19 protein-coding genes are annotated in these 20,422 nt (G+C 64.3%); 13 read left to right on the top strand and 6 right to left on the bottom strand.

The annotated features are described in order from the left end of the window. Nucleotides 1-34 precede the first annotated feature (34 nt). From ACODS5_RS10915 to ACODS5_RS10875, 9 genes are all read left to right on the top strand, one after another. On the top strand, nucleotides 35-598 hold the full coding sequence (locus ACODS5_RS10915) for a helix-turn-helix domain-containing protein (protein ID WP_489108659.1): 564 nt from the start codon (nucleotides 35-37) through the stop codon (nucleotides 596-598). A gap of 80 nt (nucleotides 599-678) precedes the next feature. After that, nucleotides 679-1,266 (top strand): HD domain-containing protein, encoded by a 588-nt coding sequence (locus ACODS5_RS10910; protein WP_489108658.1) that lies wholly within the window; start codon nucleotides 679-681, stop codon nucleotides 1,264-1,266. Nucleotides 1,267-1,274: 8 nt separating this feature from the next. After that, complete coding sequence (locus tag ACODS5_RS10905) at nucleotides 1,275-1,640, top strand: glyoxalase superfamily protein (protein WP_134692033.1); 366 nt, start codon at nucleotides 1,275-1,277, stop codon at nucleotides 1,638-1,640. After that, nucleotides 1,640-1,990: a hypothetical protein gene (locus ACODS5_RS10900; protein ID WP_489108657.1), complete on the top strand. Its 351-nt coding sequence runs from the start codon at nucleotides 1,640-1,642 to the stop codon at nucleotides 1,988-1,990. Before ACODS5_RS10905 ends, ACODS5_RS10900 begins: the two co-directional genes overlap by 1 nt. Nucleotides 1,991-2,125: 135 nt before the next feature. Further along, a complete protein-coding gene (locus ACODS5_RS10895; protein WP_489108656.1) occupies nucleotides 2,126-2,605 on the top strand; it encodes a hypothetical protein in 480 nt (159 codons plus the stop codon). Beyond that, nucleotides 2,602-2,844 carry a hypothetical protein gene (locus tag ACODS5_RS10890; RefSeq protein ID WP_134692030.1) on the top strand — a complete coding sequence of 81 codons (243 nt, stop codon included), beginning with the start codon at nucleotides 2,602-2,604 and terminating at the stop codon, nucleotides 2,842-2,844. The genes ACODS5_RS10895 and ACODS5_RS10890 overlap by 4 nt, the downstream gene beginning before the upstream one ends. A gap of 125 nt (nucleotides 2,845-2,969) precedes the next feature. Then, nucleotides 2,970-3,989 (top strand): branched-chain amino acid aminotransferase, encoded by a 1,020-nt coding sequence (locus ACODS5_RS10885; RefSeq protein ID WP_134692029.1) that lies wholly within the window; start codon nucleotides 2,970-2,972, stop codon nucleotides 3,987-3,989. A gap of 159 nt (nucleotides 3,990-4,148) precedes the next feature. Next, a complete protein-coding gene (locus ACODS5_RS10880) occupies nucleotides 4,149-4,829 on the top strand; it encodes a response regulator transcription factor (RefSeq protein ID WP_134692028.1) in 681 nt (226 codons plus the stop codon). Continuing rightward, nucleotides 4,807-6,198 (top strand): sensor histidine kinase, encoded by a 1,392-nt coding sequence (locus ACODS5_RS10875; RefSeq protein WP_489108655.1) that lies wholly within the window; start codon nucleotides 4,807-4,809, stop codon nucleotides 6,196-6,198. Before ACODS5_RS10880 ends, ACODS5_RS10875 begins: the two co-directional genes overlap by 23 nt. Nucleotides 6,199-6,262: 64 nt before the next feature. Here the strand turns inward: ACODS5_RS10875 and cysS are convergent, their stop codons facing one another. Together cysS and ACODS5_RS10865 are read right to left on the bottom strand one after the other, a co-directional pair. Then, nucleotides 6,263-7,645, bottom strand: a complete 1,383-nt coding sequence (gene cysS / locus ACODS5_RS10870; protein WP_489108654.1) for a cysteine--tRNA ligase — start codon at nucleotides 7,643-7,645, stop codon at nucleotides 6,263-6,265. A gap of 9 nt (nucleotides 7,646-7,654) precedes the next feature. Beyond that, nucleotides 7,655-9,358, bottom strand: a complete 1,704-nt coding sequence (locus tag ACODS5_RS10865; RefSeq protein ID WP_489108653.1) for a glutamine--tRNA ligase/YqeY domain fusion protein — start codon at nucleotides 9,356-9,358, stop codon at nucleotides 7,655-7,657. 248 nt (nucleotides 9,359-9,606) lie between these two features. On the opposite strand from ACODS5_RS10865, the gene ACODS5_RS10860 reads away from it, so the two are divergent. Beyond that, entirely contained in the window at nucleotides 9,607-10,107 is a 501-nt protein-coding gene (locus tag ACODS5_RS10860; RefSeq protein ID WP_489108652.1) for a peptidylprolyl isomerase, read from the top strand. Further along, on the top strand, nucleotides 10,104-10,826 hold the full coding sequence (locus tag ACODS5_RS10855; RefSeq protein ID WP_489108651.1) for a UDP-2,3-diacylglucosamine diphosphatase: 723 nt from the start codon (nucleotides 10,104-10,106) through the stop codon (nucleotides 10,824-10,826). The genes ACODS5_RS10860 and ACODS5_RS10855 overlap by 4 nt, the downstream gene beginning before the upstream one ends. A 140-nt stretch (nucleotides 10,827-10,966) precedes the next feature. On the opposite strand, the gene pvdQ is transcribed toward ACODS5_RS10855, so the two are convergent. Further along, complete coding sequence (gene pvdQ / locus ACODS5_RS10850) at nucleotides 10,967-13,273, bottom strand: bifunctional acylase PvdQ (RefSeq protein WP_489108650.1); 2,307 nt, start codon at nucleotides 13,271-13,273, stop codon at nucleotides 10,967-10,969. Between the two features lie 199 nt (nucleotides 13,274-13,472). Here pvdQ and ACODS5_RS10845 point away from each other — a divergent pair, with 199 nt between their 5' ends. Beyond that, nucleotides 13,473-13,835 carry a fe2+ zn2+ uptake regulation protein gene (locus ACODS5_RS10845; protein ID WP_134692021.1) on the top strand — a complete coding sequence of 121 codons (363 nt, stop codon included), beginning with the start codon at nucleotides 13,473-13,475 and terminating at the stop codon, nucleotides 13,833-13,835. Nucleotides 13,836-13,870: 35 nt separating this feature from the next. Here the strand turns inward: ACODS5_RS10845 and ACODS5_RS10840 are convergent, their stop codons facing one another. Further along, nucleotides 13,871-14,059, bottom strand: coding sequence for a hypothetical protein (locus tag ACODS5_RS10840; RefSeq protein ID WP_011533313.1), 189 nt, complete (start codon nucleotides 14,057-14,059; stop codon nucleotides 13,871-13,873). 396 nt (nucleotides 14,060-14,455) lie between these two features. Between ACODS5_RS10840 and ACODS5_RS10835 the strand changes: the two genes are divergently transcribed. Continuing rightward, entirely contained in the window at nucleotides 14,456-14,836 is a 381-nt protein-coding gene (locus ACODS5_RS10835) for a Mor transcription activator family protein (RefSeq protein ID WP_134692020.1), read from the top strand. A gap of 122 nt (nucleotides 14,837-14,958) precedes the next feature. Here ACODS5_RS10835 and ACODS5_RS10830 read toward each other — a convergent pair whose 3' ends face one another. Beyond that, entirely contained in the window at nucleotides 14,959-18,633 is a 3,675-nt protein-coding gene (locus ACODS5_RS10830; RefSeq protein ID WP_489108649.1) for a translocation/assembly module TamB domain-containing protein, read from the bottom strand. Next, nucleotides 18,630-20,372, bottom strand: coding sequence for an autotransporter assembly complex protein TamA (locus ACODS5_RS10825; protein WP_489108648.1), 1,743 nt, complete (start codon nucleotides 20,370-20,372; stop codon nucleotides 18,630-18,632). The genes ACODS5_RS10830 and ACODS5_RS10825 overlap by 4 nt, the downstream gene beginning before the upstream one ends. Between the last annotated feature and the right edge of the window lie 50 nt (nucleotides 20,373-20,422).

The following is a 20,422-nucleotide window of genomic DNA, read 5'->3' as shown; positions in this document are numbered from 1 at the left end:
TGCCGCTCCGTTCCAGTGCCCGACAGGTCAGCCCATGCCCGCTACCGCCCTGCCCCAACCCGCCGGCCTGGGTATCGCGCTGCGCCGCTGGCGCTTGCTGCACCGGGTCAAGCAAGCGCACGCGGCCCAGCTGTTCGGCGTGGCGCAATCGACCATTTCCCGCTGGGAGAGCGGCCAGCAGCTGATGAGCCCGCAGGAGCAGGCACGGCTCGAGCAACTGCTCGGCGCCCGTCTGAGTGCCGCCGCCGACCGGGCGTTGGCCCGGTTGGTGGAGGGCAACCAGCGACCGGTGCACCTGGTCTGCGATCTCAGCCACCGCCTGCTGGCCTGCTCGCCCTCCCGCGCCGCCGAGTTCGCCCTGCCGCTGTCAGACTTGCTGGGGCACTCGCTCTGGCGCTTCAGCAGCGAGGCGATCATGCAGCGCGAGGCCAGCCTGCAGGCCCTCGGCTGGCGCGAACAGCTGGCGCCACCAGCGCTGGAGTTCGACACTGGCCACAACCGCTCGCGGGTGGTGCCGATCACGGCCGGGCGCTGCCGCTGGACCCGCCTGCTGCTGGCCGACGGCAGCGCCGCGCGCCTGGTCGAAACCCTGGCTTGAGCCTGCGCGCATAAATTATCCGTGGTCCACGGGCAGCCCCACGTCTAGGCTAACGGGTTGTATCCACCCGGGGAGCTGAAATGGATCATCAATTGCTGGCCAACCGCCTGGCCTTTCTACGCGAGGCCGAACGTCTCAAGGACGTGCTACGCAGTGCCCACACCGCCACCGGCCGCACCGAGAGCACCGCCGAGCACAGCTGGCGGCTGTGCCTGATGGCCCTGGTGTTCGCCGACCAGATGCCTGGCCTCGACCTGTTGAAGGTCGTGCAACTGTGTGTCATCCACGACCTGGGCGAGGCGTTGCACGGCGATATCCCCGCCGTCGACCAACACCCCGGCCAGGACAAGGACCAGCAGGAATTCGCCGACCTGCGACAACTGTGCGCGGTGCTCGACGAGCCGCTGCGCACCGACATCCTCGACCTGTGGCAGGAGTACAGTGCGGCACGCAGCGCCGAGGCCCGCGCAGTGAAGGCCCTGGACAAGCTGGAAACCCTGTTGCAGCACACCCAGGGGGCCAATCCGCCGGACTTCGACTACGCCTTCAACCTCGACTATGGCCGCCGCTATACTGACGCCTCGCCGCTGTTCCAAGCCCTTCGCGAGCAGATCGACAAAGACACGCGCAAGCGCATGACGGCGCCCCTGCCCCCCACTAATCAGTGAGCCTGTATATGCAATTCGCCCCCGCCATTCCGATTCTGCGCATCTTCTCGGTGGATAAGGCCCGGGAGTTCTACCTCGACTTCCTCGGCTTCACCCTCGACTGGGAGCATCGCTTCGCCGCCGACCTGCCGCTGTACATGCAGATTCACCGCGACGGGCTGGTCCTGCACCTGTCCGAACACCATGGCGATGCCACCCCAGGCTCGGCGGTGTTCGCCCGGGTCGCCGACCTCAAGGCCCTTGAGCGCGAACTGCTGGCCAAGCAGTATGGCTACGCCCGCCCCACGGCCGAGGAGGTGGACTGGGGCCTGGAGATGCAGGTGGCCGACCCGTTCGGCAACCGTCTGCGCTTCTGCCAGCAGATCGACGACTGATGGCTGGTAATCGCCGAACGCTGGCGCGCCTGGAGCGCGAGATGGTCGCCTGCCTGACCGAAGCCTGCGCCACTGCCCAGGCCGAGATCGTCGGCTTTGCCTGGCTCACCCATCAGGTCGACCTCGATGACTTCCCTGCCAGCCTGCGCATCACCTGGGTGTTCACCGACGACACCGACAAGGCCCGCGCACTGGCCGGCACGGACAAGGCGCGGATGATCGCGCTGACTGCCCAGGCACTGAGCGATGCAGGCGTCGCGCTGGACCATGTGGCCTGGCACGTGGGCTTCGACAGCGAAGAAGCCTGCTGGCGCGATCATGGCGGCGACTGGAACCGGCGCTTGCGCTGAGGCGGATCCTCGAACGGCTCAAAATTACAGAAAAGCCCCACAACCAATTCGGAAGAACGGAGCTTCGTTCAACTGCAAAAACCTTTCACTGTCAGGCCCTGGGAAACACGCCCCAGCAACGAAAGGGAAGTCACAGTGCAATTCGAGAAAACCTATCAAGTCATCGCCAACCGCGGCATCGTGCTTGATGTTCATGAACTGACTATTCATCCAGCAGACCGCGCAAAGCTTGCAATGCTTGATTTCACGAGCGCTCGGCAGGCCAGCTATCGAGTGACAGAAACCTTGATACAGGTCTACGACCGTACGCAGGCGAAAGGCCCCTGCCAAGTTCGGGTATCGATCTCCATGGCGCTCACCAGAGAACAAGCCGATGCACTGAATGACCAACGCGGGCACGTCAGTGCGCTAATCAGCACAGCTATTGGCGTACCTGTGGGCCTGGTCGCGCCAATAACCGGCGCCGCGCTGGGGGTGGCCATCGGCCCACTGGCAAGCAGCAGGTTGCCGACTTACCACATGGGCGACAGGATGGTCCACGTAGAGGCGAGTGTCAGCGGAGGAATCGGACCGCAACGGTCAAGCCAATCGCTTATTATCCAGGCGCACCCATGAATGCCTTCATCGCCGCGGCGCTGCTCATACTTGCAGCAGCCGTGCTCTACCACAACCTTCGCGCTGCAAAGGTACGCAAATGGGCTGGGCTGTCTCTGCTTGGCGCAGGTGTGCTGATTTGGCGGTTCCTTCCTCAGGGCCTGTACCTGGGCGTGGATTGGGTCATGTGGGTGACATTTCTGCTCTGCACAGGCTCAGGGTTGTTCGTTCATCGTAATCGTCATCGCGACAGCGACTGACCCGAACGTACGCGCCCGGCGGATTGTGTGACTGGCCGTTCCCGATCCGCGCCGGATGTATTATGGTGGCGGGGTGCGCATATAAAAGCAGCCCGCCGTGTTCGGGCAAGAGCAATGAGGGTGTCATGAGTAACGAAAGCATTAACTGGGACAAGCTGGGTTTCGACTACATCAAGACCGACAAACGTTACCTGTCCGTATGGCGTGACGGCGAGTGGGACAAGGGCACCCTGACCGAAGACAACGTGCTACACATCAGTGAAGGCTCCACTGCCCTGCACTATGGCCAGCAGTGCTTCGAGGGCCTGAAGGCCTACCGTTGCAAGGACGGCTCGATCAACCTGTTCCGTCCTGACCAGAATGCCGCGCGCATGCAACGCAGCTGCGCTCGCCTGCTGATGCCGCAGGTGCCCACCGATGTATTCATCGAAGCCTGCAAGCAAGTGGTCAAGGCCAACGAGAAGTTCGTGCCGCCCCACGGCAAAGGCGCCCTGTACCTGCGCCCATTCGTGATCGGCACCGGTGACAACATCGGCGTGCGCACCGCGCCCGAGTTCATCTTCTCGATCTTCGCCATCCCGGTGGGTTCGTACTTCAAAGGCGGCATGAAGCCGCACAACTTCCAGATTTCCAGCTTCGACCGCGCCGCGCCACAAGGCACCGGCGCGGCCAAGGTCGGTGGCAACTATGCCGCCAGCCTGCAGCCAGGCGCCGAGGCGAAAAAAGCCAACTTCGCCGACGCCATCTACCTGGACCCGCTGACCCACAGCAAGATCGAGGAAGTCGGTTCGGCCAACTTCTTCGGCATCACGGCCAACAACGAGTTCGTCACCCCGAAATCGGCCTCGGTGCTGCCGGGCATCACCCGTCTGTCGCTGATGGAACTGGCGCAATCGCGCCTGGGCCTGACCGTGATCGAAGGCGATGTCGAGATCAACCAGCTCGACCGCTTCATCGAGGCCGGCGCCTGTGGCACCGCCGCGGTAATTACCCCAATCGGCGGTATCGAGTACAACGGCAAGCTGCACGTGTTCCACGACCTGGAGAAGGTCGGCCCGGTCACCCAGAAGCTCTACGCCGAGCTGACCGGCATCCAGAGCGGTGACGTAGAAGCGCCAGCGGGCTGGATCGTCAAGGTCGCCTGAGGCATGCGCCTGCAGTGAACAAAGGGGGCATGCCAGCGATGGCATGCCCCCTTTGCTTATGGCACCTACCGTTCCATGCTCCCAGATGAATTTTTCTTAAATCGCCGCTTGTCTATTCTTTGGCACAATCAGGTCTCCACTCGCCGCCCAGGAACCAGCATGCCTCGCGTACTGACCATCGAAGACGACGCCGTCACCGCCCAGGAAATCGTCGCCGAACTGTCCAGCCACGGGCTGGAAGTCGACTGGGCCGACAACGGCCGCGAGGGCCTGGCCAAGGCCATCGCCGGCGGCTACGACCTGATCACCCTCGACCGCATGCTGCCCGAGGTCGACGGCCTGACCATCGTCACCACCCTGCGCAGCCTGAAGATCGCCACGCCGATCCTGATGATCAGCGCGTTGTCGGACGTCGACGAGCGCGTGCGCGGCCTGCGCGCCGGTGGTGACGACTACCTGACCAAACCGTTCGCCTCCGACGAGATGGCCGCCCGGGTCGAGGTGCTGCTGCGCCGCAACAGCGTGCCGATGACCCAGACCCGCCTACAGGTCGCCGACCTCGAGCTGGACCTGATCAGCCACGAAGCCCGCCGCGGCGAACAGGCGCTGAACCTGCTGCCCACCGAGTACAAGCTGCTCGAATACCTGATGCGCCACTCCGGCCAGGTGATCACCCGGATGATGATCTTCGAAGAGGTCTGGGGCTACCACTTCGACCCTGGCACCAACCTGATCGACGTGCACATCGGCCGCCTGCGCAAGAAGATCGACTCGCCCGGCCAGAACCCGCTGATTCGTACCGTGCGGGGCTCCGGCTATGCCATTGCCGAACCCGTCTAAAGGCTGGAGTTCTTCCACCAGCCGCCTGCTGGCGCTGTACAGTTTCCTGTTCGTGGCCTGGAGCAGCATCCTCATGGGGGTGCTGTACTTCGAGGTCACCAGCTACCTGAACAAGCTCACCCGCCACTCCATGCTGCAACGCCAGCACCTGTTCGCCCACATGAGCGGCAAGCAGCTGGACGATGCACTGATCGCCAGCCAAGCCTTCGAAGAACGCAGCTTCGATGCCTACGGCCTGTTCGATCGCCAGCTCAACCCCATTGGCGGACGCATCCGCAACATCCCCGCGGAGTTAGGGCTCGATGGCAAGGTCCATGAACTCAAGCGTTGCCTGGACGCCGACGACCCGCACCTGCCCCGCGACAGCTGCGACGCGGTGGCGATCAAGGTGCAGGACGGCCGCTGGCTGGTGCTGGTGCGCGACAACGGCTCGTTGTTCGTGGTGACCCGGATCATCCTGCATGCCCTGCTCTGGGGGATCTCGCTGACCCTGATTCCCGGCTTTGCCGGCTGGTACCTGTTGCGCCGCCGGCCACTCAAGCGCATCCGCGCCATCCAGGACCAAGCCGACCTGATCGTTGCCGGCGACCTCACCCACCGCCTGCCGCTGTCGGCCCGACGTGACGAGCTGGACATGCTGGCGGCCATCGTCAACGCCATGCTCGACCGCATCGAGCGGCTGATGCACGAGGTCAAAGGGGTATGCGACAACATCGCCCACGACCTGCGCACGCCGCTGACGCGCCTGCGTGCCCAGCTCTACCGCATCCGCCAGCAAAGCGGCAGCGACTCCGCCGAAGGCGCGGCGCTGGACCAGGCAATCGGCGAGACCGACACGCTGATGGCGCGCTTTCGCGGCCTGCTGCGCATCAGCGAGCTGGAAGACCGCCAGCGCCGCGCCGGCTTTGTCCGGCTCGACCCGCAGGCGTTGCTGGTGGAGCTTCATGACTTCTACCTGCCGCTGGCCGAGGATGGCGGCATTCGCCTACACCTGGAGCAGCCTGCGCAGCTTGCGGCGCTGCATGGCGACCGGGAGTTGCTGTTCGAGGCACTGGCCAACCTGGTGGGCAACGCGATCAAGTTCACCCCCGAGGGCGGACAGGTGCGTATCGTCGCCAGCGAGGACGAAGCCGGCGTGCATATTGCAGTCGAGGACAGTGGGCCGGGGATTCCGGCGGATGAGCGCGAGGCAGTGTTGAAGCGCTTCTACCGCAGCGAGGAAGGCCATCGTCATGCGGGGTTCGGGCTGGGGCTGTCGATCGTCGCGGCGATCGTCGACCTGCATGGGTTCGGGCTGGAGGTGGCCAGCAGTGCGCTGGGTGGGGCAAAGCTGGCGTTGCATTGCCCATTGGCGGGGCCGGCAAAGTAGCAGCCTGAAAAGCATCGCGGGGCTTGCCCCGCGATTGGGCCGCACAGCGGCCCCGGTTGCAGTATCAGTCAGCCAGGCGCCAGGTAGTGGTGCCCTTGCTGTCTTCCAGCACCACGCCCATGGCGGCCAGCTGGTCGCGGATGCGGTCGGATTCGGCCCAGTTCTTGTCGCTGCGCGCCTGCAGACGCGCCTGGATCAACGCCTCCACTTCAGCGGCATCGACCTTGCCCTCGGCGCCGGCGCGCAGGAAGTCATCGGCTTCCAGTTGCAGCACGCCCAGCACATCCCCCAACTCGCGCAGACGACCTGCCAGGCCGGCAGCGGCCTCGGGGTCGCTGTCACGCAGGCGGTTGATCTCGCGCACCAGGTCGAACAGCACGGCGCAGGCTTCAGGCGTGCCGAAGTCGTCGTTCATCGCCACGGTGAAGCGCTCGACGAACGCCTCGCCACCCTGGGCAGCCACCCGCGGCAGGCCACGCAGCGCATGATAGAAGCGCTCGAGCGCGCCCTTGGCGTCGCGCAGGCTGTCTTCGGAGTAGTTGATCGCGCTGCGGTAGTGGCTGGCCACCAGCAGGTAACGCACCACTTCCGGGTGGTACTTGTCGAGCACATCGCGGATGGTGAAGAAGTTGTTCAACGACTTGGACATCTTCTCGCCATTGATGCGAATCATGCCGCAATGCATCCAGGCGTTGGCATATTGCTTGCCGGTAGCGGCCTCGCTCTGGGCGATCTCGTTCTCGTGGTGCGGGAACTCCAGGTCGCTGCCGCCACCGTGGATGTCGAAGCTCTCGCCCAGGCAGCAGGTGGACATCACCGAGCACTCGATGTGCCAGCCCGGACGGCCCGGCCCCCATGGCGAATCCCAGTACGGCTCACCCGGCTTGACGCCCTTCCACAGGACAAAATCGAGTGGGTCCTGCTTGGCTTCGTCGACCTCGATGCGCGCGCCGATGCGCAGGTCTTCGATCTTCTTGCGCGACAGTTTGCCGTAGCCGGCGAACTTGCCGACGCGGTAGTACACGTCGCCATTGCCCGGGGCGTAGGCGTAACCCTTGTCGATCAGGGTCTGGATCATCGCGTGCATGCCGGGGATATGGTCGGTGGCACGGGGTTCCAGGTCGGGCTTGAGGATGCTCAGGCGGCGCTCGTCCTCGTGCATCGCGTCGATCATGCGCGCGGTCAGCGCGTCGAACGACTCGCCGTTCTCGTTGGCGCGGTTGATGATCTTGTCGTCGATGTCGGTGATGTTGCGCACATAGGTGAGTTCATAGCCACTCTTGCGCAGCCAGCGGGTGACCAGGTCGAAGGCCACCATGCTGCGGCCGTGGCCAAGGTGGCAGTAGTCATACACGGTCATGCCGCACACGTACATGCGCACCTTGTTGCCATCGAGCGGCTTGAAGGCTTCCTTGGTCTTGCTCAAGGTGTTGTAGATCGAAAGCACGGCGTTTCCTCAGCTGCCCCAGGAGTCACGCAGGGTGACGGTGCGGTTGAACACCGGGCGACCCGGCTGGCTGTCTTTCAGGTCGGCGCAGAAGTAGCCTTCGCGCTCGAACTGGAAACGGTCCTCGGCCTGGGCCTGACCCAGCGAAGGCTCGGCGCGGCAGCCGCTGAGCACCTGCAGCGAGTCCGGGTTGATGTTGTCGAGGAAGCTGCCGCCATCCTCGGTCTTCTCCGGGTTGGCAGAGCGGAACAGGCGGTCGTACAGGCGCACTTCGCACTCGACGCTACCAGCGGCCGGCACCCAGTGGATCACGCCCTTGACCTTGCGGCCCTCGGGGTTCCTGCCCAGGGTGTCCGGGTCGTACGAGCAGCGCAGCTCGACGATGTTGCCATCGGCATCCTTGATCGCCTCATCGGCGCGGATCACGTAGCTGCCGCGCAGGCGCACTTCACCGGCCGGCTCCAGGCGTTTATAGCCTTTTGGCGGCTCTTCCATGAAGTCGTCGCGGTCGATGTACAGCTCACGGGCGAATGGCAGCACGCGCACACCCATGTCCTCTTTCGGGTGGCGCGGCAGTTCGAGCTGCTCGACCTGGCCCTCAGGGTAGTTGGTGATGACCACCTTCAGCGGACGCAGCACACACATGGCGCGCGGCGCGGTACGGTCGAGGTCGTCGCGAATGCTGAACTCGAGCATCGACATGTCGACCACGCCGTCGGAACGGTTGGTGCCGATCATCTCGCAGAAGTTGCGGATCGAGGCCGGGGTGTAGCCACGGCGACGGTAGCCCGACAGGGTCGACATGCGCGGGTCGTCCCAGGCCTCGACGTGGCCTTCGTCCACCAGTTGCTTGAGCTTGCGCTTGGAGGTGATGGTGTAGTTCAGGTTCAGGCGGCTGAACTCGTACTGGCGCGGATGCGCCGGCACCGGCAGTTTGTCGAGGAACCACTCGTACAGCGGACGGTGGCTTTCGAACTCGAGCGTGCAGATCGAGTGGGTGATGCCCTCGATGGCGTCCGACTGACCGTGGGTGAAGTCATAGTTGGGGTAGATGCACCACTTGTCACCGGTCTGGTGGTGGTGGGCATGGCGGATGCGGTACAGGATCGGGTCGCGCAGGTTCATGTTCGGCGAGGCCATGTCGATCTTGGCCCGCAACACCCGCTCGCCATCCTTGAACTCACCGGCCTTCATGCGCGCGAACAGGTCGAGGTTTTCCTCGACGCCGCGCTCGCGGAACGGGCTGTTCTTGCCCGGCTCGGTCAGGCTGCCGCGGTATTCCTTGGCTTGCTCGGGGGTCAGGTCACAGACATAGGCATTGCCCGACTTGATCAGGTCCACCGCCCAGTCGTGCAACTGCTCGAAGTAGTCCGAGGCGTAGCGCACCGGGCCTGCCCACTCGAAGCCCAGCCACTTGACGTCACGCTGGATGGAGTCGATGTACTCCTGGTCTTCCTTGGCCGGGTTGGTGTCGTCGAAACGCAGGTGGCAGGCACCGCCGAATTCCTTGGCCAGGCCGAAGTTGACGCAGATCGACTTGGCGTGACCAATGTGCAGGTAACCGTTGGGCTCCGGCGGGAAACGGGTGACGATGCTCTGGTGCTTGCCCGCGTCCAGGTCGGCCTGGACGATCGGCCGCAGGAAGTTCACAGGGACGGCGGGGGCGCCTTTGGCAGCGGCGGTTGGCGCGTTGTCGGCAGTGGGCTTGCTCATAGTGTCCTTGAATGCAGGTAGCCGGCCGGGTAGGCCGATTGAATCAAAGCGCCTATCATAGCCGAAGCAGTCAAGCTGCTGACAGCCGGAGCACTGACAAAGTGGCGCGTTTTGTCGCCGCAACGGTCTACAATCCGGCAGAATCACCACCCAGTGGCGTGTGTCGCGGTCGCCTGATGCTGCGTCAGGTTAACCGAGCGCAGCGCGCACCCTAATTTCCCGTATGCCTTGAAAGAGCGAATTTCAGCATGTCCAAAGTCAAACTGAGCACCAACCACGGCGATATCGTCCTGCAACTGGATGCCGAAAAAGCCCCGCTGACCACCGAGAACTTCGTGCAGTACGTCAAGGAAGGCCACTACGACGGCACCGTGTTCCATCGCGTGATCAAGGGCTTCATGATCCAGGGCGGCGGTTTCGAGGCTAGCATGAGCCAGAAGAAGACCCGCGCCAGCATCCAGAACGAAGCCGACAACGGCCTGAAGAACACCAAGTACAGCATCGCCATGGCCCGTACCATGGAGCCGCACTCGGCCTCGGCGCAGTTCTTCATCAACGCCTCCGACAACGACTTCCTCAACCACAGCGGCAAGAACGTGCAGGGTTGGGGCTACGCGGTGTTCGGTGAAGTGATCGAAGGCAAGGAAGTGGTCGACGCCATCGAGAAAGTCGCCACCGGTTCCAAGGCCGGTCACCAGGACGTACCGAAAGACGACGTGGTCATCGAGAAAGCCGAGATCATTGAGTGATCCTGCTGATCTCCGATCTGCACCTGCAAGAAGAACGCCCGGATATTACCCGGGCGTTTGTTGATCTGCTCGAAGGCCGCGCGCGGCATGCCAAGGCGTTGTACATCCTTGGCGACTTCTTCGAGGCCTGGATCGGCGACGATGCCATGACCCCGTTCCAGCAGTCGATCTGCCAGGCCCTGCGCCGGCTGGCCGACAGCGGGACGGCGATCTACCTGATGCATGGCAACCGCGACTTTCTCATCGGCCAGGCGTTCTGCGAAGCGGCCGGCTGCACCCTGCTGGACGACCCTTGCGTGGTCGAGCTGGGCGGCGAGCCGGTGCTGCTGATGCATGGCGACACCCTGTGCACCCGCGATGTCGGCTACATGAAGCTGCGTCGCTACCTGCGCAACCCGCTTAGCCTTTGGATCTTGCGGCACCTGCCGCTGTCCACGCGGCACAAGCTGGCGCGCAAGCTGCGCAGCGAGAGCCAATCTCAGACGCGGATGAAGAACACCGAAATCGTCGATGTCACCCCGGAGGAAGTGCCGAAGGTGATGGCGGCGCACGGTGTGCGCACCCTGGTGCACGGCCATACCCACCGCCCGGCGCTGCACAAGCTGGTGGTCGATGGCCAGCCGGCGCGGCGTATCGTGCTGGGTGACTGGGATCGCCGCGGCTGGGCGTTGCAGGTGGACGAACAGGGCTTCCAGCTGGCCCCGTTCGAATTCGCCTGAGCACCAGGCCCTTGTAGGAGCGGCCTTGTGTCGCGAATGGGCCGCAAAGCGGCCCCGGCGATTACTGCATAAACGCTGAAGCCCGGGGCCGCTGCGCGCCCCTTTCGCGACACCAGGCCGCACCTACAAAAAGCCGCCCCTTACTGGGTGGTGACCACCTGCCCCTTGTCCCGCTCGCTGATCACATACTGGCGATACTGCGGGTCGGCCTTGATCTGCGCCTCGGTGAATGGAATCGGCGCCAGTTGCTTGGCCGAGAAGGCCCGCGTCTGGTCGGCGGCATGCGCCGAAGCCTGCTCGCTCGACAGCGAGAACGCCAGCAAACCCTGGGCCTGCGGCCCATGCTCGGTGAAGCTGACCACCTGCAGATAGCTCGAACCACTGACCACCAGGCGCTTGCCCGGCCCCACCGGCACGCTGACCATCGCGTTGTACACGCCCAGCGCCTGCGGACCACCCGGCACCGGCGTACCATCGGCGGCCTGCTGGATCTGCCCCCAGCGCTGGTCGGCGGCGATACCGGCCTTGGCGAGCTGCGCCTGGGAAGCCAGGGCGGCCTCGCGCAGCAGCTTGCCGACCGCCGCCTGCTCTACCGCCAGGCCACGCGGGGTATGCAGCGGATCGGCCGGATCGAACGGCACCCGCCAGGTGTCGGGATGCTCCGACAACGCAGTGAGGATGTTCATGAAGTGGAGCAGGCCAACGCCGCTGTCCAGGTCGGCCTTGCCATCCCAGGCCTGCAGGCTGTCGCACACTGCCTTGAGGTCGGCCTCGACACCCTGGCACCACTGCAGCAGGTCAGGTTTCAGCAGGCTGGCCTGGTAGACCTCGTCATCGAACACCATGCGCCGCAACTCTTCGACACCCAGCTTGCCCTTGCCTTGCAGACGCTGCAGGGCGAAACGGCTGCGCATGCCCAGGGGCTGGTCGGCGCGACTGACAAGCGGCGAGAAACCGGTGAGCGGCTGCGCCGGGTTGGCCATCCACGCCGAGTCGTTGGCATGCTGCACGAAGTCGCGACGCGCCAGGCTCGGCTGCAGGTGCGCGGGGAATATCCCCGGCTGGGCCGCCTGCGCATCGACCTTCCACTGGCAGGCGCTGCGAGAGCCGTCGAGCACCACCAGCGGGCTCGCAGCCTTGGGATTGCCGCATTGCTCGAGCAGCGCCTGGTCGACATAGGGCACCACCGACTGGTTCAGGTACAGCGCCTGGCCAGCCTCGTCCACCGCGAGGGTGTTGACCCACGGGATGCCTTGCAGTCGTGCCACCGAGTCCTTCAATGCCGCCAGGCTGTCGGCACGGTTGATCCGGTACCACTGCTGCAATACCCGGGTGTTGTCCAGGTTGGCATCGCGCAGGCTGTAGGCCGCGTGGGTGTCCCAGTCCAGACGGCCCGGCCACTGCACCACGGGGCCGAACTTCGACACATAGACCGGACGCTCCACCTGGCTCAGGCTGCCGTCCTTAGCCTTGACCGTGACACTCAGCATCTGGCGCTCCAGCGGCAACGACTGGCCGTCCAGCAGGTAGCGGGTGGCGTCCTTCGGGTCCAGTTGCAGGCGATACAGGGTGAAGTGCTTCGAGGTGTCGACGGTGTGAGTCCAGGCCAGGTGACGGTTGAAGCCGATATTCACCACCGGCAGGCCCGGTAGGGCCGCGCCCATCACGTCCAGCTGGCCGGGGATGGTCAGTTGCATCTGGTAGAAACGCAGGCCGCCGACCCAGGGGAAATGTGGATTGGCCAGCAGCAGGCCGCGGCCATTGGCCGAACGTTCCGCGCCCACGGCAACCGCATTGCTGCCGCGTTCCGCGGCAAAGCTTGCCTGGCGGGCCAGAGCCACGCTGTAGTCGACCGGCGGCCGCTGCGCGGCCAGCTTCGGCGGGGTCGCGGCCACCAGCGCTTCAGCGAACTGCCCTACCCCGCCCTCGGCCAACAGCCGCCGGGTCAACTTGACCAGGTCGCGACTGGTGATCGGACGCAGCCAGTCCCCCGCCCCGCACTCAGCCGGCAGCCCCTGGCTGCGACGCTCGGCCAGGGCACGGTTGTAGCCGCTGGCGTAACCCTCCAGCAGCTCACGCACCGCCACCGGTTGCGCCTTTAGAAAACCATCAACGGCCGCGGGTGCGTTGAGCCAGGTGAAGAACACATCGCTGGCCAGGTTTTCGCGCTGCTCGACGGTCTTGCCTTCGCCACCGAAGTAGCGCGAGCGCTCGCCATTGACCGTCAGCACCTCGCCCGCCAGCAGGCACAGGTTGTCCTGGGCATAGGCATAACCGATGCCATAGCCCAGGCCGCGTTCATCCTTGGCCAGGATGTGCGGCACGCCGAAGCTGGTCCGGCGAATTTGCGCGGAGGCATCACCCACCGCTTCGCGGGCTTGGGCGACCAGGCAGGCCCCCGTCAGCGCGACGGCAAGGCCAAGGTGGAACAGGGGACGGGCAGTCACGGGCATTCCTCATGCAACTCGGGTTATCCCGAACAGACGAGCAGCCACATGAAAATTTTACGGTTAACGGCGTGCCGTAACGTTTTCTACAGAGGTTGTCGGATTTTTTTACCGAGGAGTTGCAGTTTTGTCGATCTCGTTCGTCTTTATAAGTGAGGCACCCATGATTTCGGGACAGTTCACGAAAAGGAGCATTCACATGTACAACCCACAACGCGCGCTGCCGGTCGCCCCCAGCCCGGGCCAGCCACCGGCCGCACCGGAAGAGCGCCTGGGCAACGAGCAGATTCGCGAACTGCTGCGCAGCTATGGCCTACGCACCAGCCTGATTCGCCTCAAGGTCATCGACGCCTTGCACGCCGCCGACCGCAATGGCCGCAGCATTGGTGTGCGTGGGGTCCACGCGCAACTCGAGCAACTGGACATTCCGCTGTCGTTCCTGAGCGTGCGCGAAGTGCTCAAGCGCTTATGCAGCGAAGGCGTGATCAGCATTGGCCACGACAAATGCTACAGCCTCAACCCGCAGGCCCGCGCCGTGCTCGAACAGCACAGCGCACGCTGAGCGCATGGCCGGCAAACAAAAGCCGGCCCGCCCCGTCAAGGTTTTACCTTGCGCCGCAGGATCCCGTTGATCACCACCACGACCACCGCGATGGCGATGGCGATGTACTGGAAGGTCTGCTCGCTGATGGTGCCCTGCTTTTGCAGATAACTTAGGCCGAGCATGATGCCCAGCACCACCAGGATGATCAGGATCGAATATTTCAGGCGCTGCACGTGTGTCATCGGAGGTTCCTTGCGACATCAGGGACATGGGGCTCCCGGGGAGCCGACGCCATGATACCTCGCTGCTTTTTCCTATGTTGAGTTTCCTGCCTTTCCCTCGAGATCTCACACCCAGCAGCCTTGGGAGGCTTTCCCCTGCAACCGCGCCGGGTAATGCACCCAAAATGCCATCATGGAAGCCATTCTCCCCGAGGTTTGGGGCGTACAGCGTATGGGTGAAGGCATTTCCTACGCAAAGCTGTATTGCTGCCTTCAATTGATGAGCCGTAAAGGCTACAGGTCCTGGTCCGCTTCGCGCCTAGCGACACTTTCCTGAGCTGATCAAGAATCCATTCACGGCGCATGCCTCGAGCGGCAAGTGCCCTGAAAAATCCATACAGCAAAAGGAAGCTTCACGTGGAAATGCCAGATCTGAACAACATAGAAACCAACCAACTCCCACAATCGTTGCAAGCACTGATCGAATGCATCGGTTTGCAAAACGCCTATCGTCTGACCAGCGCCTTCGGCGGGCGCCCTAAGTACATCCCCAAGCATCGCGATCGCACCAAGCTGGCGGACGTCCTGCCACCCCAGGCGCTCGACGCGCTGATCGAGCGCTTTGCCGGCCTGGCCCTGGAAATTCCCAAGGCCGACCACTTCCAGCGGCAATTGCGCAACCAGCAGATCCAGAAAGAAAGCGCCGATGGCCTGTCCCGCAGCCTGCTGGCCGACAAATACGGGCTGAGTCTGCGCCAGATCGGCAACATCCGTCGCCAGGACTGTCACACCCGTTGAACATTCCCGCACACCACGTACCCGGCGTCCGACACCACGCCAGGTCAGAACCGTCAGTGTTTAATGGGGTCAACAGCAGCCGCAGCCGACCAGGGATGGCCGGCGCGGGTCAGGGACAGCGCTTAGAAATCGCGCTTGTAGAAGATATCCAGCGAACTGGCCAAGCCGCTGGCGGCCTCGAGATAGACCTTTTTACTCAGTTTGTAGCGCAGCGCGATGGTATTGGCCGGCTCGAACACGCCAACCCCATAGCGCAGGCTCAGGCGCTCGGTCAGGTTACCGCTGGCCACCACGCTGGTACTGTTACCCGAGCCTTGGGTATCGAGCTGAAAGTCCTCGATACCCAGGTTCGACGCCAGGCCGCCGGTCAGGCCAGCACTGCCCATCAAGCCCAGGCCCAGGGCGGCCTCGGCAAGCATGTTACTGTCCTCGCCAGAGCTGCCCAATGGCCTGCCCAGAACCAGGTAGGACAAGGCTTGCTCCTGGCTCATCGCCGGCTCCGAGAACACCTTGGTAGTGGGCTGCTCGGCGCTGCCGCTGAGGCGGATACCGGCAATCACATCATCGACTTGGCGAATGGCCTCGATATCCAGGTATGGCTGGTCGATGGGCCCGGCGAACAACAGGCGTGCACGGCGAATGGTCAGGCGCTGCCCGTAGGCGCGGTAACGACCGTCGGCCAGGCTGAGCTCGCCACGGGTGTCGAGGTTGTCGCCGATGTGCACGTGGCCGAGCAAGTTGGCGCTCAGGCCAAAGCCACTGAACGACAATTTTTCACTGCCGACATCGACGTCGATATCCATGGCCACGGCCATTGGCGGCTTACCGGCTTCATTCTGGTGGCCGACGATCACCGTGTCGTCGGAAACCTTCACAGTTGAAGGTGGCAGCTCCCGCACGGTGATCTTGCCCTTGGGCACGTGAACCTTACCGGTGACCGCCAGCCGATCGTCGACCAGGCGGATCACCAGGTCGGGAGCCACTTCCAGGGCGGCGTAGGGTTCCACGTTGACGGGCAGCTGCTGGCCCTGCAGACGCAGGTCCATGGCCAATGCCTGGCCCCAGGTCATCTGCCCGGCCAACTGCCCTCGCCCACCCTCACCACTACGCCAATCGCCCTTGAGCTGCACCTGTTCGCCAGCGATGAGCGCTTGCAACGACAACGCCTCGAGGCTGATCGGCAGCTCGGCGCCACTGACCTCTCCACCGCTCAAGGCCAGGCTGCCATTGACTTGCGGCGCTAGCAGGCTGCCGGACAGACGGCCACTGCCATTGAGCTGACCGGCCAGGCGCTCGACCATCGGCAGGAAGGGCCTGGCAATCGACAGGTCGAGCCCGGCCAGGCGAAAGTCGCCAGACAGCGGCTTGTTGCGACCCAGCGGGTCGAGCCGTGTGTTCAGGCTTAGCTCACCAAGCCGCTCGCCCTGGAAATCCAGACGCGTGTCGACCCGCCGGGGCGCCAGGTTGCTGTCCAGGCGCAGCATCTGATACGGGAAATCGACCCAACGCCCTTTGTCACGCACCCGCAAGGTCCCCTTGCTGGCATCGATGCGCACTGTGCCCTTGGGGCCGCTGGCCGGGATATCGAGGTTGATATCGGCGTTGAGCAGGCCCTGCCAGGCGAAGTCCTTGGGCAGCCATTGCGCCAGGCTGTCCAGCGGAAACTGCTTGAGGTGATAACGCAGGCGCGGCTCAGGGGCCAGGCGCTGGTCCTCGCCACACAAGCTGGCCTGGCCGGAACGCCAGCAGTGGGCAGCAAAATCCAGCTGCCCGCTGGCCAGGCGCTGCAGCTTCGTCGGCGCCTGCAGTTGCCAGTCCTGGCCCCCGGCCTGGATACGTCCACTGGCCAGGCGGCCACGCCAGTCACCTTTGCTCAATGCGCCATCCAGGGCCAGGTCGAGCTTGAGCTGGGGCCCCACGAGGGCGAGCGTGGCGGCCTGCTCGCGGATATCGCCCTTGCCTTGCACCTGGAGATCGCCCAAGGCAGTCTCACCCAGGCGTATACCGCCAACCTTGAGCGCTAGCTGCGCGCGCTGGGCGCTGTCCAGGCGTGCATCCAGATCAAGGCTCTGCAGACGGTTGTCGGCCTGCCCGAGTTGCTGGCCTTGCAAAGTGAACGTACCCTGCGGGGCTGCCAAGGTGCCTGCTAAATCCAGGCGGCCCTTGGCCTGCCCTTGCAACTGTGGCCACAGCTGGCCGAGCCGCGGCAGCTCCAGGTCGACGCGCCCGGCCAGGCGCTGCTGCAGGCTGCCACTGCCATGGATGCGGTTTTCCCCCAGTTGTACTGCCAGGCTGCCCAAGGTCCAGTGATCGCCCGCGCCCTCGGCGTCGACCTTGAGCAAGGCTGGCTGGCCGCGCAAGCGGCCCTTGAGGTCGAGTCGCGCCTCGAGCCTGAGTTGTTCGTTCTTCCATTCCCCCTGACTGCGCAAGGGGCCGGCCAGGCTGCCCGGCAGCTCGGACAACCAGTAGGCCGGGTCCAGGGCCGACAGTTGCAGATCGACATCCCACGCCAGGCTATCGGCAAAACGCAGGGCAATGCTGCCTGCCGCCTTGCCCTGCCCCGCGCTCAACGCCAGTTGCGGCAAGCGCACCTGAGCGAGGTCGCCTTCGAACGGGCTGGCCAGGCTGAAGGCACCTGCCGGCCCATCGAGGTCGCCCTTGAAGGCGCCCTGGTAGTTGCCGTCGCGGTATTGCACCTGAGCGTCAAGGCGCTTGAGGCTGACCTGGGGCGCGGGCTCCAGCGGATACAGACGCAGCCATGGGAAGTCCAGCCAATCCAGTCTCGCCTCGGCACTCAGGCCCTGCTGCCAGTCGGCACTGGCCTGCAACTTCAGGTGCTGGCTGTCGCTGGCCTTGAGGTCCAGGGCATCGAGTCGAGCCCCCTTGGCATCGACCTTGCCCGCGAGCATCAGCCCCACGGGGCCCTGCTCCGCCGGCAAGGTGGCGCTGCCGGACAGCAGGTAGCCCTTGAGCAAATTCCCCTGGGCATCGAGCTTCAATTGCTCCAGTTGCAAGGTGTCGGGCAGGCTGCCAGCAGGCTTGAACCCATCGCTACGAATGCTCAAGCGCGCCGGCAGGTGCTCGGCTAGCGCTTGTAGCTCACCGGTCAGGCGTGCATCCAGGTAACCCGTGCTATCGGCCTGCAAGGTAAGCGTCTTGTGCAACTCGCCCCTGGCGTTCAACGCTAGTTGCCAGGGCTTGCCATCAACCGCCGGCAGTTGCAGCGTGCCTTGCAGTTGCAGTGGCCAGTCGCCCTGCGGTTGCACATCGCCAGCAATGTCCAAGCGCAGGTCGTCGCGACGTAAACGCAGGCTGTCGACCCGCAAACCGCTGGCGGTCCAGTGCGCCGCCAGTTGCAGGTCGCCGAGCAAATCGCTGCCGTCCAGACGCAATTGGCCCACCTTGACCTCACCCAACTCGATCGCCAACGGCAGGCGCAGGGTTGGCAACTGTAATGGGCCGCTATCGGCCTGTTGCTCGCCCGGGGCAAATGCCATGTCGATACGCTCGGCTTGCAGGCGCTCGATACACAGGGTGGCACGCAGCAGGCAAGCCGGTGACCAGTTCATTTGCGCGGCTTGCAGCTCGACTCGGTTGTCACCCTCGACCCAGCGCAGTTGGCTGGCCTGCCATTGGCCGCCCAGGCGACCACTGAAAGCACTGACCTCGAGCCCCGGCACTCGCTCCAGCAGCCAGCGGCTGCCGGCGTCGGTACCGAGCACCAGGCCCAGGGCAAGTCCGATCAGCAGCAACAGGCCCAGCAGCACCAGCAGGCAGGTTTTGAATACACGCATCACAGCTCAGGCCCCATGGAAAAGTGCAGGCGCAGACCGCCATCGTCATCCAGCGCGCGCGCCAGGTCCAGGCGCAACGGCCCAACCGGCGACACCCAGCGCACGCCGAAACCGACGCCTGTCTTGAGGCTAGGCAGCTCCAGCGAGTTGAAGGAGTTGCCCTGGTCGATGAAGGTTGCCAGGCGCCATTTTTCCGCAATCGAATACTGGTACTCGGCGCTGCCCGCGACCAGGTAGCGACCACCAATGCGGTCGCCCTTGTTGTTCTTCGGCGACAGCGACTGGTAGTCATAGCCCCGTACGCTCTGGTCACCACCGGCGAAGAACCGCAGCGAGGGTGGAATATTCTGCTGATAGCCATTGGTCGCGCTGCCGCCGAACTGCACCCGGCCGAGGAAGCGGTGGTTCTGGCCAAGGGTGGTCAGCCCCTTGAGCAGCACGTTGCCATGCACCAGGTTGGTGTCCGAGCCCAACCCTTCCTTGGCCGCCTGCAGGTCGAACTGCAGGCGATAACCATTGTGCGGGTCGATGCGGTTGTCGCTGCGCAGGTAGGAAAAGCTGACACCCGGCATGAGCAGGTTGCTCAGGCCCGAGTCGTCGCCCAGGCGGTATTCTTCACGCTGGTACTTCAGCGAAACCACCCGCTGCCAGCCGCTGGGCAGCTTGCTGTGCCATTCCGGCCCGACCGTCAGCAGCTTGCTGAGAGTGTCGGTGCCAGAGATATCCTCGTTCTGGTAGCCACCGGCGAAGCGCAGCTTGTCGGTGAGTGGCGGGTCCAGCGGAATGTCGTACCACAGGCCGACGTTCTGCCGCGGCGCCGAGAGCTCGGTCTCCCAGCCATAACTATGGCCTTGCGGGTTGACCCAATGCCGGGTCCAGTTGGCCTTGCCGCGCGGACCAACGTCGGTCGAGAAGCCCAGACCCAGGCCCATGGTCCGCGGCTTGCGGGTATCGAGGCGCACCTCCACGGGGATCTCCTCGCCCACCGCGGCGGTGGGCGCGGCGTCCACCCGCACGCCCTCGAAGTAGCCGCTCGATTGCAGATCGTTGTTGAGTTCGGCGATCAGCTCGGAATCGTAGGGGGTGCCGGGCTTGAACGAGACCATGCGTTGCAACAGGTCGTTGTCCAGTGGCGTATCGCCGCCGAAGTTCACCGCGCCCAGGCGATAGCGTGGGCCGCTCTGGTAGATGAGTTCGATGTCGGCCACCCCGGCCTGGGGATCGACCGCCAGGCGCTGGCGCTCGAAACGGCCATTGAAGAATCCATAGCGCGAGGCCTGGTTCTGGATCAGGCGCTTGGCATCCTCGTAGGTGCCATGGTTGAGTTGCTCGCCCGGTCGCAGGGCCTTGCTGTCGGGGATGCGAAAGGCCTTGAGTTCGCTGGCCGGCCCCTCGATGCGCACAGTGACGTTGCGCAGGTGCACAGGTTCCCCCGGCTCGACCCGCAGAATCAATTGCGCGGGTTTGTCCTTGTCGCCAGGCGCCTTGACCTCGCTGTCGACATGCGCCTGGTAGTAGCCCAGGGCCTGGGCCGCCTTGCGCGCCTGCTCCTCGGCGCCCCGACTGAAACGCAGCAGCGCTTCTTCGTCGCGGTCACCCAGGCTGCCGATATAACCTTCGATATTGGACTTGAGCATCTTGTTGGCGGGTTTGACCCGCACCAGCAATTCGCTCTGCGCCCATGCCATGGAGCTGGCGGCCAACAAAAGCAGGCCCCAGCCAAGTCTTCCTGAATACGTCATGGGGCGCATGCTACCAGAGCGCAACGGTCAAAGGGCCCGCCGGTAAATAC

This window comes from Pseudomonas sp. FG47 (assembly GCF_057809115.1).
The sequence above is the reverse complement of the archived record's forward strand: the minus strand, read 5'-3'. Positions and strand labels throughout refer to the sequence as shown.

What these genes read in the sequence shown, in the direction of transcription:
- ACODS5_RS10915 (WP_489108659.1), top strand. Translation starts at nt 35, where the DNA reads ATGCCCGCTACCGCCCTGCCCCAACCCGCCGGCCTGGGTATCGCGCTG.
- ACODS5_RS10910 (WP_489108658.1), top strand. Translation starts at nt 679, where the DNA reads ATGGATCATCAATTGCTGGCCAACCGCCTGGCCTTTCTACGCGAGGCC.
- ACODS5_RS10905 (WP_134692033.1), top strand. Translation starts at nt 1,275, where the DNA reads ATGCAATTCGCCCCCGCCATTCCGATTCTGCGCATCTTCTCGGTGGAT.
- ACODS5_RS10900 (WP_489108657.1), top strand. Translation starts at nt 1,640, where the DNA reads ATGGCTGGTAATCGCCGAACGCTGGCGCGCCTGGAGCGCGAGATGGTC.
- ACODS5_RS10890 (WP_134692030.1), top strand. Translation starts at nt 2,602, where the DNA reads ATGAATGCCTTCATCGCCGCGGCGCTGCTCATACTTGCAGCAGCCGTG.
- ACODS5_RS10885 (WP_134692029.1), top strand. Translation starts at nt 2,970, where the DNA reads ATGAGTAACGAAAGCATTAACTGGGACAAGCTGGGTTTCGACTACATC.
- ACODS5_RS10880 (WP_134692028.1), top strand. Translation starts at nt 4,149, where the DNA reads ATGCCTCGCGTACTGACCATCGAAGACGACGCCGTCACCGCCCAGGAA.
- ACODS5_RS10875 (WP_489108655.1), top strand. Translation starts at nt 4,807, where the DNA reads ATGCCATTGCCGAACCCGTCTAAAGGCTGGAGTTCTTCCACCAGCCGC.
- ACODS5_RS10865 (WP_489108653.1), bottom strand. Translation starts at nt 9,358, where the DNA reads ATGAGCAAGCCCACTGCCGACAACGCGCCAACCGCCGCTGCCAAAGGC.
- ACODS5_RS10860 (WP_489108652.1), top strand. Translation starts at nt 9,607, where the DNA reads ATGTCCAAAGTCAAACTGAGCACCAACCACGGCGATATCGTCCTGCAA.
- ACODS5_RS10845 (WP_134692021.1), top strand. Translation starts at nt 13,473, where the DNA reads ATGTACAACCCACAACGCGCGCTGCCGGTCGCCCCCAGCCCGGGCCAG.
- ACODS5_RS10840 (WP_011533313.1), bottom strand. Translation starts at nt 14,059, where the DNA reads ATGACACACGTGCAGCGCCTGAAATATTCGATCCTGATCATCCTGGTG.
- ACODS5_RS10825 (WP_489108648.1), bottom strand. Translation starts at nt 20,372, where the DNA reads ATGACGTATTCAGGAAGACTTGGCTGGGGCCTGCTTTTGTTGGCCGCC.